At 43.9% G+C, this 14,326-nt stretch carries 11 protein-coding genes; 9 read left to right on the top strand and 2 right to left on the bottom strand.

What is annotated here, in order from left to right:
• Positions 1-244 precede the first annotated feature (244 nt).
• The 3 genes from MKY87_RS03700 to MKY87_RS03690 are packed head-to-tail and all read left to right on the top strand — an operon-like array spanning position 245 to position 4,314.
• A complete protein-coding gene (locus MKY87_RS03700; RefSeq protein ID WP_339783147.1) occupies positions 245-1,834 on the top strand; it encodes a methyl-accepting chemotaxis protein in 1,590 nt (529 codons plus the stop codon).
• 24 nt (positions 1,835-1,858) lie between these two features.
• Positions 1,859-2,284, top strand: coding sequence for a chemotaxis protein CheW (locus tag MKY87_RS03695; RefSeq protein WP_017687852.1), 426 nt, complete (start codon positions 1,859-1,861; stop codon positions 2,282-2,284).
• A gap of 14 nt (positions 2,285-2,298) precedes the next feature.
• Positions 2,299-4,314: a chemotaxis protein CheA gene (locus MKY87_RS03690; RefSeq protein ID WP_340962977.1), complete on the top strand. Its 2,016-nt coding sequence runs from the start codon at positions 2,299-2,301 to the stop codon at positions 4,312-4,314.
• Between the two features lie 98 nt (positions 4,315-4,412).
• Here the strand turns inward: MKY87_RS03690 and MKY87_RS03685 are convergent, their stop codons facing one another.
• The gene (locus MKY87_RS03685) at positions 4,413-5,297 is read right to left on the bottom strand and encodes a LysR family transcriptional regulator (RefSeq protein WP_076328475.1); all 885 of its coding nucleotides are present in this window, start codon (positions 5,295-5,297) and stop codon (positions 4,413-4,415) included.
• A 112-nt stretch (positions 5,298-5,409) separates the two neighbouring features.
• On the opposite strand from MKY87_RS03685, the gene zwf reads away from it, so the two are divergent.
• From zwf to MKY87_RS03665, 4 genes are all read left to right on the top strand, one after another.
• Entirely contained in the window at positions 5,410-6,933 is a 1,524-nt protein-coding gene (gene zwf / locus MKY87_RS03680) for a glucose-6-phosphate dehydrogenase (protein WP_339783152.1), read from the top strand.
• A gap of 37 nt (positions 6,934-6,970) precedes the next feature.
• Positions 6,971-7,636, top strand: a complete 666-nt coding sequence (fsa, locus tag MKY87_RS03675; protein WP_062835043.1) for a fructose-6-phosphate aldolase — start codon at positions 6,971-6,973, stop codon at positions 7,634-7,636.
• 68 nt (positions 7,637-7,704) lie between these two features.
• Positions 7,705-9,123 carry an NADP-dependent phosphogluconate dehydrogenase gene (gndA, locus tag MKY87_RS03670; RefSeq protein ID WP_289389573.1) on the top strand — a complete coding sequence of 473 codons (1,419 nt, stop codon included), beginning with the start codon at positions 7,705-7,707 and terminating at the stop codon, positions 9,121-9,123.
• Positions 9,124-9,367: 244 nt separating this feature from the next.
• Entirely contained in the window at positions 9,368-10,471 is a 1,104-nt protein-coding gene (locus MKY87_RS03665; RefSeq protein WP_339783154.1) for a metallophosphoesterase, read from the top strand.
• Between the two features lie 34 nt (positions 10,472-10,505).
• Here MKY87_RS03665 and MKY87_RS03660 read toward each other — a convergent pair whose 3' ends face one another.
• Positions 10,506-11,003: a stalk domain-containing protein gene (locus MKY87_RS03660; protein ID WP_339783155.1), complete on the bottom strand. Its 498-nt coding sequence runs from the start codon at positions 11,001-11,003 to the stop codon at positions 10,506-10,508.
• Positions 11,004-11,395: 392 nt separating this feature from the next.
• On the opposite strand from MKY87_RS03660, the gene licT reads away from it, so the two are divergent.
• Both licT and MKY87_RS03650 read left to right on the top strand, forming a co-directional pair.
• The gene (licT, locus tag MKY87_RS03655; RefSeq protein WP_036613466.1) at positions 11,396-12,250 is read left to right on the top strand and encodes a BglG family transcription antiterminator LicT; all 855 of its coding nucleotides are present in this window, start codon (positions 11,396-11,398) and stop codon (positions 12,248-12,250) included.
• Positions 12,251-12,382: 132 nt separating this feature from the next.
• Positions 12,383-14,302: a beta-glucoside-specific PTS transporter subunit IIABC gene (locus MKY87_RS03650; protein ID WP_339783156.1), complete on the top strand. Its 1,920-nt coding sequence runs from the start codon at positions 12,383-12,385 to the stop codon at positions 14,300-14,302.
• Positions 14,303-14,326: the final 24 nt, after the last annotated feature.

Raw genomic sequence — 14,326 nt, 5'->3', positions numbered from 1 at the left:
ATATATATGTAAGTGGAAAAAGAAATTTAATAGGTAAAAAGTATAAATTATATTAAAAAGAAGTTTCTTTATATCTGAAATAAAAATTCATAATAGTGCAAATTTATAGAAATAAAAATTTCCTATTCAGTTTTAATATATTTATGTCGAAATAGATCGTAAGTTGTCTGGAGCGCGACCTAGAGAAGGGTTTACTAAGCGTTATATACATAACTGGACACTACGATGCCTAGGAGGAGATTACATGAAGTGGTTTGGAAACTTGAAAACAGCAACAAAGATTATCTCAGCATTTTTAATTGTGTCGATAATCCTCGCGTCGCTTGGCGTCTACTCGGTAGTAACATTGAGAAGTACAAATGAACGAATGCAAGAGATGTATAACAACAATCTGATCTCAGTTAGGGAACTGTCCTCAGCTCAGGTTGATTATCAGAGATTGCGAGTTAACGTGCGAGATTTAAATTATGAAACGGTAGCAGCAGAACAGACCAGAGTTACGGAAAATATCGCTACAATTCGTCAATCCATGGAGGAGCGACTTGCTACGTATCGTCCTCTTGCTACTACCCCGGAAGAAGCGGAATTGCTTCGTAAGTTAGATACCCAATATACCAGCTATATGAAACTTTATGATCAAGGCGTCACTATGGCGGTATCAGATGATGATGCAGCTTTCATTACATTCCTGAAATCAACATTGAAACCTCCGGGTGATGAGGTTGTAAAAACACTCGCAGACTTGGTGGATCTCAATGTAACATTGGCAGATCAGGCTAACACGAAGTCTGAAGAAGCCTACACAACTTCCTTTGCAGTAACAATTGTTATGGTCGTTGCATCCGTACTCTTCAGTGTCCTCATTGGATACATCATCTCTCGCTCCATTTCGAAGCCACTCATGGCCATGCTGGGTCTAGCTACGGAAGTTGCCAACGGAAATCTGACCCTTAAATCAGACATCTCTAGCAAAGACGAAGTGGGTCAACTGGCTGCGGCATTGAATCGTATGGTCGACAACCTGAAAGAGTTAATCAACAATATCGTGATGAACTCTCAAAGTGTTGCCGCTTCTTCGGAACAGATCTCAGCTAGCACACAGGAAATTGCAAGCACCAGCACAAGCCAATCCAGTGAGGCAGGAAACATCTCCGAATTGTTCAAGGAGCTTTCGCTTGCCATTAACTCTGTCGCTGCAAGTGCGGAAGAAGCTGCTGAGTTGTCCAACGATACCGTGAAGACTGCCCGTGAAGGTGGACTTGTTGTACAGACTTCATTGGAAGGTATGCAAGCTGTTAATACAAAAATGACCAAGCTTGAAGATGATTCTCGTAAAATTGGTGACATCATCGAAGTGATTGACGATATCGCTGAGCAGACCAATCTGCTCGCGCTGAATGCTGCGATTGAAGCGGCACGTGCGGGAGAACAAGGACGAGGATTCGCCGTAGTAGCAGATGAAGTCCGGAAACTTGCAGAACGAAGTGGTGAGGCAACCAAAGAAATTACAGCCATCATCAAAGCAATGCAGGAAAATACGAGACAAAGTGTGCAAGCCGTAGCAGCAAGTGTTGAGCAGTCTTCCATGACTGGCCAGGCGTTTGATCAGATCATTGATATGGTCAATAACTCTTCACAGAAAGTAAACGAAATTGCTGCTGCATGTGAAGAAGAAGCAGCCCAAGCCGCAGAGGTGATGAGCTCTGTTGAATCCATCTCGGCTTCCAGTGAGGAATCCGCGGCTGCATCGGAAGAGACGGCGGCAACCTGCCAGTCTCTGGCACATCTTGCTGAAGAGCTGGCGAATTCAGCGTCTGCCTTCAAAACCCAATAAACCAATTGAATTGAGGGTGAATCGATGTCTTCACTTCAGAAGGAACAATATATTGAACTGTCTGTAGGTGCAGAGACCTGCGCCATTCGAATCGAAGAAATTCACGAAATCATTAAAATGCTCAGCATCACAGATATCCCATTCAGCCGCCCAGAGATCAAAGGGGTAGTTAATCTGCGTGGCAAGGTTGTATGTGTAATGAGTCTGCGGAACCTGCTGGGTATGCCGGATGAACCGGACACCAGAGCGACTCGTATTATCGTAGTTCGACATCAGGAAGAATATATTGGCTTGATCGTGGATCGAGTAAACAAGGTAACCACATATTCGGAAATACATCCGCCAACCGGCGGATATGGTCGTAACCGTGAAGGTTTATTCCATGGTGTCGGTCAACAGGAAGACAAGCTTGTGGGCATTTTGAAACTGGACGAAATATTGGGCGGTTAGGGAGGGATATACGAATGATGGATTTGTCTGCCTACCGTGACATCTTTATCGAAGAACTGAATGATCAATTGGAACGTATGGATCAGTCTTTATTGGGATTGGAGCTTTCGCCTTCTGTAGAACTGGTTCAGACGCTGTTTCGGGCAGCCCATACCATCAAGGGATCGGCATCCACAATGGATTTTCGTGAATTAAGCGACCTCACGCATGAAGTGGAGTATGCTCTTGAATGGGTCCGGGAGAAGAAACCAGAGATGACTTCGGAGCTAATTGATACGTTATTCCGCTCTTTGGACGCCATGAAGGTGCTTCGTGATCAGTACATCCGTGGGGAAGCCTATGGAGACTTTCGAGCGGTAGTTCGAGAAATAAAAGATCTAATTCAAACCCCGGCAATCGTCGGAAAACTTGTAACACCTCAATTGCAACCAGCGGAATCGATTGTGGCACAGGTAGCTATTGTGTCAGGCAAGCAACTATTGTCCATTCATATTGTGCTAGAGCAGAAGTGCATGATGAAAGCGGCCAGATATCATATTTTACGACAACGCATTGAGGACATATGTGGTACGGTTGTTGCAACTTCTCTCATGGAGAGCCAACCGGGCGCGCAGAATGAAGATGATCATTATGGTCAGTTCATCATCATCGTAGCAACGTCGAAGGACCCACAGCAGCTTAAGACAGAGCTGTCTTCAGACTCGGATATTCATATGCTGGAGATTGAACCATATCTGCTGGAATCCAATGAGGTTGCAGCGACTTCTGCACCACTTGAATTAATCTCTGAAACAGAGCAAACGAAACCAAGCGTGACTACCCCAGCTACAACGGGTCCGGAAGAGAAAGTGAAAACGGCTCAACCTACGGTTCGCGTGAGTGTTGAACGTCTGGATCATTTGATGAATTTGGTTGGAGAGCTTTTAATCGATCAGACATCCCTCGCAGATCTTAGTGGATCGGGTGCACGTAAGGAACCTTCCTCACTCATCCAGAGTATAAGTGGTGTATCTGATCATATGGGCAGGGTGATCAAAGAGCTTCAAGAAGGTGTCATGAAGACACGGATGTTACCCATTGATCAACTACTTAGTCGCTTCCCGAGATTGGTTCGTGACCTATCGCAGAAGCTGGGTAAGGATCTGGAACTGGTTATTCAAGGTGGAGAGACTGAGCTTGACCGGATGATTATTGAAGAATTGAGTGACCCGCTGATCCATCTCATCCGCAACAGTGCAGATCATGGCATTGAAAGTGCAGAGGTTCGGGCGGAGCACGGTAAGCCGTCCAAAGGACGTATTACATTAACTTCGTTTCATGAAGAAAATCATGTTGTCATTCGTTATTCAGATGATGGTAAAGGTATCGATGGTGAGAAGATCAAAACTTCCGCCTTGGGCAAAGGTATCATTAGTGAGGAACAGGCTGCACGACTAACAACACAGGAAGCTGTACATCTCATATTTGAGCCTGGTTTCTCCACAGCTTCTTCTGTCAGTGAAGTATCGGGGCGGGGCGTTGGAATGGACATCGTGCGTAGCCAGATCGGGCGGCTCAACGGTATCATTGATATTGATACGGAGGTTGGTGTTGGCACCACGTTTACGATTCGTCTACCACTCACATTGGCGATTATTAAAGGTCTGTTAGTTAAAGTATCGGGCCGTGTGTTGATTTTGCCAATGTATAATGTTGCTGAGATTGTTCGAATTTCACCTGAAGATATTCAGATGATTCAGGGGCAACAAGCGATCCTGAATCATGGACGAATTGTACCTTTTCACCGACTGTGCGACAGGCTCAACTATCCACGAACGGACCGTAAATCCAAAACCATTCCACTGGTGATCGTGCGTTCCGTTGACAAAATTGCAGCATACGCAGTAGATGAGATTATAGGAAATCAGGAAGTCGTTATTAAGACGCTAGGTACGTATCTGGGAGCGATGAACCATCTTTCTGGCGCAACGATTCTCGGTAATGGTAAGGTTGCCCTTATATTGGACGCGTCCTATCTGGTGAGTCTTTAATCGTTAGATAAACACAAATTTTTATGCAGGCCAAAGAGCCTCATCATCCATAACTGGACGGTGGGGCTCTTTGTTGTACCTTTTGACATTGAGGACACTCAGGCTTTGAAAATGAGATCCATGAACCGGTTGGCTGCCAGAGAAATTGGCATATTGCGTTTGGTCATAATTCCCACGTGGGAAGGGGGGAGCGGAACATCAAGCTGAATTTCGAAGAGAGAACCTTCCTCCAGCTCTTTGGAGATGAACTCACGTGTGACATAGGAAATCCCCAGTCCTCGACGCGCAAACTCAATCAACAGATCAACGCTACCAACCTCAATCTCAGGTTTCAACGTGTAATTATAGCTGTTAAACAACTCGGTTATAGCCATCCGAACCCGGCTGTTCCGGGAGAAGAGGATCAGTTGATGCTCCAGAAGCATCTCAAGTGTCATGACTTTACCCTTCAACTGAGCATAACGTTCCCCAGCTACAAAACAGTCCTTCAACTGAATGCTTTCTCTCACTTCGAGCTGTGGATCAACAATGGGCATGCGAACAACACCAAGATCGATCTTGCCTTCTTTCAGAAAGGTGATGACTTCCGGCGTAGTTCCATGACTCAGATGTAGCTTGATGTTAGGGTACAAGGTGTGGAATTCCTCTAGATACGCCAGCATGTAATGTTTGAACAGGGAGTCACTGCCACCAATCCGGAGTTCACCATTGTCGAGATTCTTCAGTGCGGCCATTTTTTCTTCCGCAAGTGAGATCAGAATCTGGGATTGTTCAATATAGGAGTACAGACTGGCACCTTCCTGTGTCAGCGCTACACCCTTGGAATTTCGATAAAACAAGGTGAGACCAAAGCTCTCTTCCAATTGCTTAATGGCATGACTGACGCTGGGTTGAGTGATATACAGTGCTTTCGCAGCCTGTGTCAAACTTCCCGTTTTGGCGGCCCAATAAAAGACTTTATATAGTTCGTAATTTGTTGTCATAGATGTGGTCTATAGCTCCTGTGAAATATATTAATTACTTGTATAGCTATAAAACGTATTATAGTGTAACTACAACAAAGAAACCAGAGTTACTTGGAAGGAGAACGGTGAGATGGAACCAACTACCATTGTTTTATTTGGTGCTACTGGCGATTTAGCCAAAAGAAAAATATATCCTGCCTTATATAACTTATATCTTGAGCAGAAGCTTCCTGAAACCTTCTCATTGATTGGTCTGGGGCGTAGAGAGTGGTCTGATGAATTCTTTCAGGCTCAAGTGGAAAAATCATTACATGAATTTTCCAGACGCCAGGCTGATCCTGAAGTTGTGAAGTCATTTGTGAAAGCTTTTCGCTACAGTGTATTGAATATAAGCCATAAGGAAGATTATATAAAGCTGTTGGGATTAGTTGAACAAAGAGAAGCTGAGCTTGGCATTCCGTCCAATCGCTTGTTTTATCTCTCGGTTGGTCCGGAATTTTTCGAACCGATTGCCGAGAATATTCAAGAAAGTGGGCTGGGTTCCACAGAGGGCTGGAAACGCCTCGTCATCGAGAAGCCATTTGGTCACGATCTACAATCCGCCCGAGACCTTAATCGCAAATTAAGCGAATCGTTCACGGAGGAAGAGATTTATCGGATTGACCATTATTTGGGCAAACCGATGGTACAGCGCCTGGAGACGTTGCATCAGAGTAACCCAATCATGAAGGCGTTATGGAACAACCGTTACATCTCCAATGTGCAAATTACGGCGAATGAGACTGTAGGTGTCGAAGAACGTGCATCCTATTATGATCATGTTGGTGCAGTGCGAGACATGTTCCAGAATCATATGTTGCAATTGCTCATGATGATGGCGATCCAGCTTCCATATAACAGTACTTCCGAAAAAGTTGGATTGAAGAAAAAGCACATTATGGAATCGATCCAGCCGTTACAAAAACAAACTGTGGGCGCAAACATCATCCGTGGACAGTATGCAGCAGGTAACATTCAAGGTAAACCGGTAAATGCTTATACGGCTGAACCGGGTGTAGCCGAGAATACGATGAATGACACATTCATTGCTGCCAAATTGCAAATTGATGATTTCTTCTGGCGTGGTGTTCCGTTTTACATTCGCACGGGTAAAAGAATGAAGGAGAAATCAACACGTATCGTGATTGAATTCAAAGAACCTTCTGGACAGACAAATGTGCTGAAAAACAAGGGTTCCAAACCAAACCTTCTCGTCATTGAGATGAGTCCGGATCAGAGCATGACTTTGCAACTGAATGCAAGTGATCCTGAGAATAAAGGTGAATTCAAACCGGTTCATATAGATCTTTCTCCGGATAAAGGTGACCTCGCGGAAGCTTACGAGAATCTGATTCGTGATGCTTTGCTGGGTGATCCAACATTCTTTGCCCACTGGGATGAAGTAGAATTGTCCTGGGCATGGGTGCAGCCAATTCTGGATGCATTCCAGGAAAATCTCTTGCCACTTCACCTGTATCCTGCGGGTAGTTATGGACCGGCTGAATCAGATGTTATGCTTGAAGAAGATGGTCACCACTGGTGGTTTGATGAGCCGGCGGATCAGGAGTCTGTAGTTACAAATAGCATACCCTTGGCGGTTAATGCAAATCTCTAAACCAAAATAAAAAAATATATCTGGAGGTAATTTAATCATGAAATTTTTTATCGATACAGCTAACGTGGAAGATATCCAAAAAGCATACAAAATCGGCGTATTGTCTGGCGTAACAACAAACCCATCTTTGGTAGCCAAAGAAGGCGTAAAATTCGAAGATCGTATTGAAGAAATCTTGCGTTTGGTACCTGAAGTGGAGTCCGTTTCTGCGGAAGTGACACCAGATGCCCTTACTGCTGAAGAAATGATCGCGCAAGCAGAAGAATTGATCAAAATTAACAACAGTGACAAAAACATCACGATCAAATTGCCAATGACACTTGCAGGACTTGAAGCTTGCCGTTACTTGACCAAAAAAGGCGTGAAAACCAACGTAACGTTGATCTTCACTGTGAACCAGGCGCTTCTGGCTGCTCGTGCTGGTGCGACATATGTATCTCCATTCCTGGGACGTCTTGATGATATCTCCGAAGATGGCGTACAATTGGTTACCAAAATTGCTGAATTGTTCCGTACACATAACCTGGATGCACAGATTATTGCGGCTTCTGTAAGACATCCGGATCACGTTACACGTGTAGCGATGGCTGGAGCACATATTGCAACTGTTCCATTCTCCGTCATTGAACAGATCTCCAAACACCCGCTGACAGATCAAGGTATGGACAAATTTGCAGCGGACTGGAAAAAAACAGTACAATAATCACTGAACATATATTCGTTTCAGATTAAAATAAAACTATATAAATCATGGAGCATTGGGAGGACATAATGAGTAAACAACAGATTGGTGTTATTGGATTGGCAGTAATGGGTAAAAACCTGGCTTTGAATATTGAAAGCAAAGGTTTCTCGGTATCGGTATTTAACCGTTCCCCTGAGAAAACGAACGATCTTCTGAAAGAAGCAGAAGGTAAAAACCTGACAGGTGCGTTCACTATTGAAGAATTCGTGGAATCCCTGGAATCTCCGCGTAAAATTCTGATCATGGTGCAAGCAGGTAAAGCAACAGATGCAACGATCGAGCAACTGCTTCCTCATCTGGATCAAGGCGACATTATTATCGATGGAGGTAATGCTTACTTCCCTGACACACAACGTCGCAGTAAAGAACTGGAAGAAAAAGGTTTCCGCTTCATCGGAGCAGGTGTATCCGGTGGTGAAGAAGGCGCCCTGAAAGGCCCGGCAATCATGCCAGGCGGTCAGGAAAGTGCTTATCAGTTGGTAGAACCGATCCTGACAGCGATCTCTGCCAAAGTTGGCGATGACGCTTGCAGCACATATATCGGACCAGACGGTGCCGGACACTATGTGAAAATGGTGCATAACGGTATCGAGTACGGAGATATGCAGTTGATTGGTGAAGCTTATCACTTGCTCAAATCCGTATTGAACGTTTCCGTTGAAGAGTTACATGAGATCTTCACCGAGTGGAATCAAGGGGAGCTAGACAGCTACCTGATCGAAATCACGGCAGATATCTTCTCCAAATACGATCCAGAAACAGGCAAACCAATGGTTGACGTTATTCTGGACGCGGCTGGACAAAAAGGAACAGGTAAATGGACAAGCCAAAGCGCGCTGGATCTCGGCGTACCATTGTCCATGATTACAGAATCCGTATTCTCCCGTTTCCTGTCTGCCATGAAGGACGAGCGTGTTGCAGCTAGCAAAATCCTCAATGGACCAGCGACTGAAGCATTCTCTGGCGACAAAAAAGCGTTCATCGAGAACGTGCGTAAAGCATTGTTTGCAAGTAAAATCGTATCCTATGCACAAGGATTTGCCCAAATGCGTGCAGCTTCCGACGAGTATGGCTGGGATCTGAAATACGGCAACATTGCCATGATCTTCCGTGGCGGATGTATCATCCGTTCGCAATTCCTGCAAAATATCAAAGAAGCTTATGATAAGGATGCAGCTCTGAAAAACTTGCTCTTGGATCCTTACTTCCAAAACATCGTTGAGTCTTATCAAGGTGCATGGCGTGAAGTTATAGCGGCTGCTGTAAAACAAGGTATTCCGGTACCTGGCTTCTCCAGCGCTCTTTCTTACTACGACAGCTACCGTACAGAGCGTTTGCCAGCAAACTTGCTGCAAGCACAACGTGACTACTTCGGCGCTCACACATTCAAACGTGTGGACAAAGAAGGTTCATTCCACTTCCAGTGGATGGACACTAACGAGTAATATCAGTTCCGAATATATAGCATTCTTGCAGTTATTCATGAATTCAACTTCATGGTACCTGCAAGGGTGCTTTTTCTCGTTAACGGTTCGAATTTGAATATCATCAAATTGTAATAAAATGTACGAATCTGGGTTGGGCAAACAGATGATCTGACTCTTCAACTACGTTATACTTGTTCAGACGGAACTACATCCGTGATGAAAATTCGGAATACAACTTATTGACGTGGAGGTTAGACCGGGCATGTTTGTATTAGCAGGTATATTGTTTTTGGTCGTATACGGTTTATTAGTGTTCTACATAGGCTGGAGTGGTTGGAGTTGGATGAAACCAGTCGTGTCCGCCAGATTTCGATGGTTTTATATTATAGCGCTTGTATTCCTTGCTGTTTCCTTCATTTTGGCACGTGTGTTTGGAAGTATCTCGTTTCTCAGTATCATCGGTTCTTACTGGCTGGCGATCTTCTCGTTGTTATTGCTAATCCTGCCAGTCGTTCACCTGACGATGTGGTTGCTGAGATTAACCCGTATCCCGAGACATCACACTCAGAAATGGGCAGGTGTTGTTACACTGGTATTGTTGGTGTCTACAATGAGTTATGGAATTTTCAACGCTTACAGCCCGGTAGTGAGAACATATAATATCCAGATTGATAAAAAAGTAGATGGTGTAGACAAGCTCAACATTGTCATGGCTGCCGATATGCACTTCGGACTTCTATCTGGCCCTGCACATGCCAAACGCATGGTAGAGGAGATTAATGCACTGAAGCCGGATCTGGTGCTGTATCCTGGAGATATTATTGATGACAATCTGGATATGTACCTCAATAGCGGAATCGCGGATATTATCAGTGACATTCAGGCTCCATACGGTGTCTATGCTTCTCTCGGGAATCACGATAAGTTCGATGGTCCGATTGAAGATCTGATTGCTGCGCTGGAGAAGAGCAACATGCAAGTTCTGTACGATGACAAAATCGTTTTGGATGACAAGATCACCCTCATTGGTCGGAAAGATCGCACAGAGAAGGATCGTGCAGAAGTAGCTACTTTAATGCAAGGTACTGACTTGAACCAACCGGTGCTTATGATGGATCACCAGCCGTATGATCTGGATATTGCGGAACAGAACAATGTAGATCTGGTGGTATCCGGTCACACCCACCGTGGTCAAATTGCACCGGCTCAGTTCATCACACAGGCTATTTACGAGAATGATTGGGGTTATCTGCAAAAAGGTTCTATGCACTCCATCGTAACCTCAGGATTTGGCTTCTGGGGACCTCCAATTCGTACTAGTAGTCGTTCGGAGATTGTACAGATTAATGTGACGTTTCAACAATAATGAAAGGCCCTTCGAAAGAAGGGCCTTTTAATAACTATAGTTTTACCATTTTCTTGGATTTGAAGTTCCATTCGTAAACTTCCCCTGTGTACATGTGTATGTAGTAAAGGCCATAAGTTACTTCATATGTTTCTCTGTCTGAGTATGAACGCATTACATAATAATTTCCGTCTTTTGGTTCCTCATCAACAGTTAGACTATACATTTCGATTTCTTTTTTTATTTTTTTATATAACAGTTCAAACGCTTGATTCCCTGTTAATTTAATTAATGGTTGTTTGCCGATGTACAGATTGTTTGACTTTAAAGCTACGTTCTCACCGAGTGCAGTACTTATACTTCTAACTGGTACATATGTAGTGTTGTTATAGGTTATTGCATTAGCTGTCAACTTCTTTGTTCCGTCTACATAAATATTTACTTTCTGTAGTAAAGCTTTTATTGGCGTTCCTGATGCTGCATAAGCTGTAACTCCTGTAAGCATTGATCCAATTGTGATACCAATGAGTAATCCTTTTACTTTGTCCCTCACGAATAAATCCCCTTTATCTAAAATTACTTCCTACAATTAAATCATTTCTCTATTTAAGGTGAAAAATCCTTCAAAACATTTACTTTAGTTATAATCTCATTCAATTCAAGCGATGAGTCGTTGGGAATATTTCGTTTGAAACTGCATCAACATGTGAATACTTAAACATATGTGCCCTTAAACGTGGAAGCATAGGGAAATGACTCATGTAAGGGAATGAAGTGGAATCGCAGTAGTAGTATTTTTGGGTTGACACCGTTTTCAGGTTATGATAAATTATATCCGAGGCTTGTTACCGGTAATGCGGGCAAAACCACTATGGAAATGATTTTATTATTTCTGTTTTGGTTTTGCCCTTTTTTATTCCTCAAAAAAAACCAGGTGGGTCCATAATGATTATTAAACAGATATTTAATAACAATATTGTCAGTACCGTGGATGACAAAAATCAGGAACTACTGATCCTCGGCCGGGGTATCGGATTTAAGTTCAAAGCAGGCGATGAGATTGATGAAGAGCGGATTGAGAAGGTATTTCGTCTTCAGGATGCATCGATTTATGAGAAATTCAAATCCATCGTAGCTGAAGTGCCGATTGAGATTCTGCAGGCAACAGATGATATTGTGACACTGGCACGAACGCAATTGAACAAAACCATCAGTGACGGGATCTATGTCTCGCTTTCTGATCACATTCACTTTGCTGTTCAACGCTTGGAAAAAGGAATGATTACTCGTAATCCACTTTCTTGGGAAGTTCAGCACTTCTATAAGGCGGAGTATGATGTGGCCAGAGAAGCACTGACCTTGCTGAAGGAAAGACTGGATATTGAGTTTCCCAAAGATGAAATCTGTAATATTGCCTTACATTTCATCAATGCGGAAGTCAATGATTCCATGAACGATGTCACCCATCTGATGCAGCTGTTGCAGGAGATTATGAATATCATTAAATATCACTTCAACGTCGAATTGGATGAAGATAGCGTCAACTATTTCCGCTTCATCACCCATTTGAAATATTTCTGTCAGCGTGTAATTACCCATTCTTCACATGATGATGCTGAGGAGTATTTATATGAAGTGGTTCGGAAAAACTATCCGGAGACATTCAAATGTATTGGCAAGATCGAGACTTTTATCCATAAGAACTATCAGTATGACATGACTCACTCTGAGCAGTTATATCTAACGCTCCATCTGGAACGTTTGATGAAAACCAAGCGGGACGAAAAGTCCACGCAATAGAATCAAATCACAACTGGATATCCTATGGGCTTGTTACTGTTCAATCAGGCAATACCCGAATGAGATGGCGCCATCAATATGCGCTAGATTCGTTCGGGTATTTTTTATTGGAAAAATGAGGAGGAAAACATCATGAAACATCAGGAAACGGCGCAGGAAATCATTAAAGCCGTTGGGGGAACAAACAATATTAACTCGGTGTATCACTGCGTTACTCGACTGCGCTTTGATCTGAAAGACAACGAGAAAGTTGATAACGGCTCACTCAAGAAATTGGATAAGGTCATGGGAACGAATGTTTCCGGTGATCAATTCCAGGTCATTATCGGTAATGACGTGTCGAAAGTATTCGACGCTATGGTGAAGGAAAATCCGGCAATCCAGCAAACTACAGAAAACAAAGAGCCAAAATCGGATAAAAAACAAAATGTCGTGCTGAAAATTTTTGAAACAATCGCAGGTGTCTTTGCTCCGATGCTTCCAGCGATTACTGCGGCAGGTATGCTCAAAGGATTACTTGCACTATTCGTGTCCGTAGGTTGGATGTCTGCCGGAACAGATACGTATCGTATTCTTTCAGCCATCGGTGACGGCGTATTCCACTACCTGCCTTTACTGATTGCAGTCAGCGCTGCTCGTAAATTCGGCAGTAACCCGTTTGTTGCGATTGCACTAGGTACGGCACTCATGTATCCAGACATGACAGCATTGTTATCTAGCGGTGAATCGGTTGGATTTTTGGGAATCCCGGTTACAGCAGTAAGTTATGCTTCATCGGTTATCCCGATTCTTCTTGCAGTATGGTTGATGTCTTATGTTGAGAAATGGGTTGACCGTGTTATCCCTGCTGCACTCAAGCTATTGCTTGTGCCGCTGATTACTTTGCTTGTTATGGTTCCAGTGACGCTGATTGCAATTGGTCCATTGGGTACATTTGTAGGTAGCGGATTGTCTGGTGGCATCAACTGGCTGCTGAATGAAGGCGGATTGATTGCAGGTATTGTTCTTGGCGGCGCGATGGCGCTCATTATTATGACAGGAATGCACTATGCACTTGTGCCAATCATTCTGAGTAATATCGCTACACTGGGCTTTGATAAATTCTTGCCATTGACCTTTATCTCCAATATGGGTCAGGCTGGTGCAACACTCGGCGTATTCTTCCGGGCAAAAGATAAAAAACTTAAAACCGTGGCATTGTCAACGAGCTTCACCGCACTCATGGGTGTAACGGAGCCGGCTATGTACGGGGTTAACATGAAGTATAAAAAACCATTTGCCGCAGCGATGATTGGTAGTGCAGTGGGTGGCGGATTCGCCCTTGCTTTTGGCGCGAAAGCATATGTACTTGCGGGTAACGGTGGTCTCCCAGGACTTCCTTCCCTAATCGGACAGACCTTCTGGTACTCCTTTGGGGGCATGATTTTGGCCTTTATCGTGGGTGCAATCATGTCTACGATATTTGGTATCAAAGAAGAAGAAGGAGACGCTGAGGCGTTAGCTCAATTCTCACCGGGTGCTTCTACAGCACCAGCGAAAGTTGTTTCCAACGAAGCTGCAACCGTAAATGTGGACGACATGGGCGATCCAACTCCAACGAGTGATGCAGTAGCTGTTGCACCGATGACAGGAAAATCCATCCCGCTCAAAGAAGTCAACGATCCAACATTTGGTGATGAATTGATGGGTAAAGGTGTGGCATTTGTTCCAACGGTGGGCGAATTGGTTTCTCCAGTGACAGGTACCATCATGAATGTCTTCAAAACGAAACATGCGATCGTTGTCCGCAGTGATAACGGAATGGAATTGTTGATTCATGTTGGAATTAACACGGTGAAGCTGCGTGGACAGTATTTTGATGCACATGTTGCTACAGGAGCACGTGTACAGGCTGGAGACAAGTTACTCACATTTGAACTGGCCGAGATTGCAAAAGAATACGACATCACAACCGCTATGGTTGTTACCAATACGGCTGATTACAAGCAGGTTCTACCTGTGAAATTGGGCGAAATCACGATGGGTGAAGACGTATTGAAAGCTGAGATCTAAACTGTCCGTCTTAGGACTAACAAT

The sequence above is a fragment of the Paenibacillus sp. FSL R7-0198 genome, assembly GCF_038000415.1.
Lineage (GTDB): Bacteria > Bacillota > Bacilli > Paenibacillales > Paenibacillaceae > Paenibacillus.
This window is presented reverse-complemented; position numbering and strand designations above follow the sequence as displayed.

Bases quoted from the DNA above. Each gene is read 5' to 3' on its own strand.
- MKY87_RS03650 (WP_339783156.1), top strand. From the start codon at position 12,383: ATGAAACATCAGGAAACGGCGCAGGAAATCATTAAAGCCGTTGGGGGA.
- licT (WP_036613466.1), top strand. From the start codon at position 11,396: ATGATTATTAAACAGATATTTAATAACAATATTGTCAGTACCGTGGAT.
- MKY87_RS03700 (WP_339783147.1), top strand. From the start codon at position 245: ATGAAGTGGTTTGGAAACTTGAAAACAGCAACAAAGATTATCTCAGCA.
- fsa (WP_062835043.1), top strand. From the start codon at position 6,971: ATGAAATTTTTTATCGATACAGCTAACGTGGAAGATATCCAAAAAGCA.
- zwf (WP_339783152.1), top strand. From the start codon at position 5,410: ATGGAACCAACTACCATTGTTTTATTTGGTGCTACTGGCGATTTAGCC.
- MKY87_RS03685 (WP_076328475.1), bottom strand. From the start codon at position 5,297: ATGACAACAAATTACGAACTATATAAAGTCTTTTATTGGGCCGCCAAA.
- MKY87_RS03695 (WP_017687852.1), top strand. From the start codon at position 1,859: ATGTCTTCACTTCAGAAGGAACAATATATTGAACTGTCTGTAGGTGCA.
- gndA (WP_289389573.1), top strand. From the start codon at position 7,705: ATGAGTAAACAACAGATTGGTGTTATTGGATTGGCAGTAATGGGTAAA.
- MKY87_RS03690 (WP_340962977.1), top strand. From the start codon at position 2,299: ATGATGGATTTGTCTGCCTACCGTGACATCTTTATCGAAGAACTGAAT.
- MKY87_RS03665 (WP_339783154.1), top strand. From the start codon at position 9,368: ATGTTTGTATTAGCAGGTATATTGTTTTTGGTCGTATACGGTTTATTA.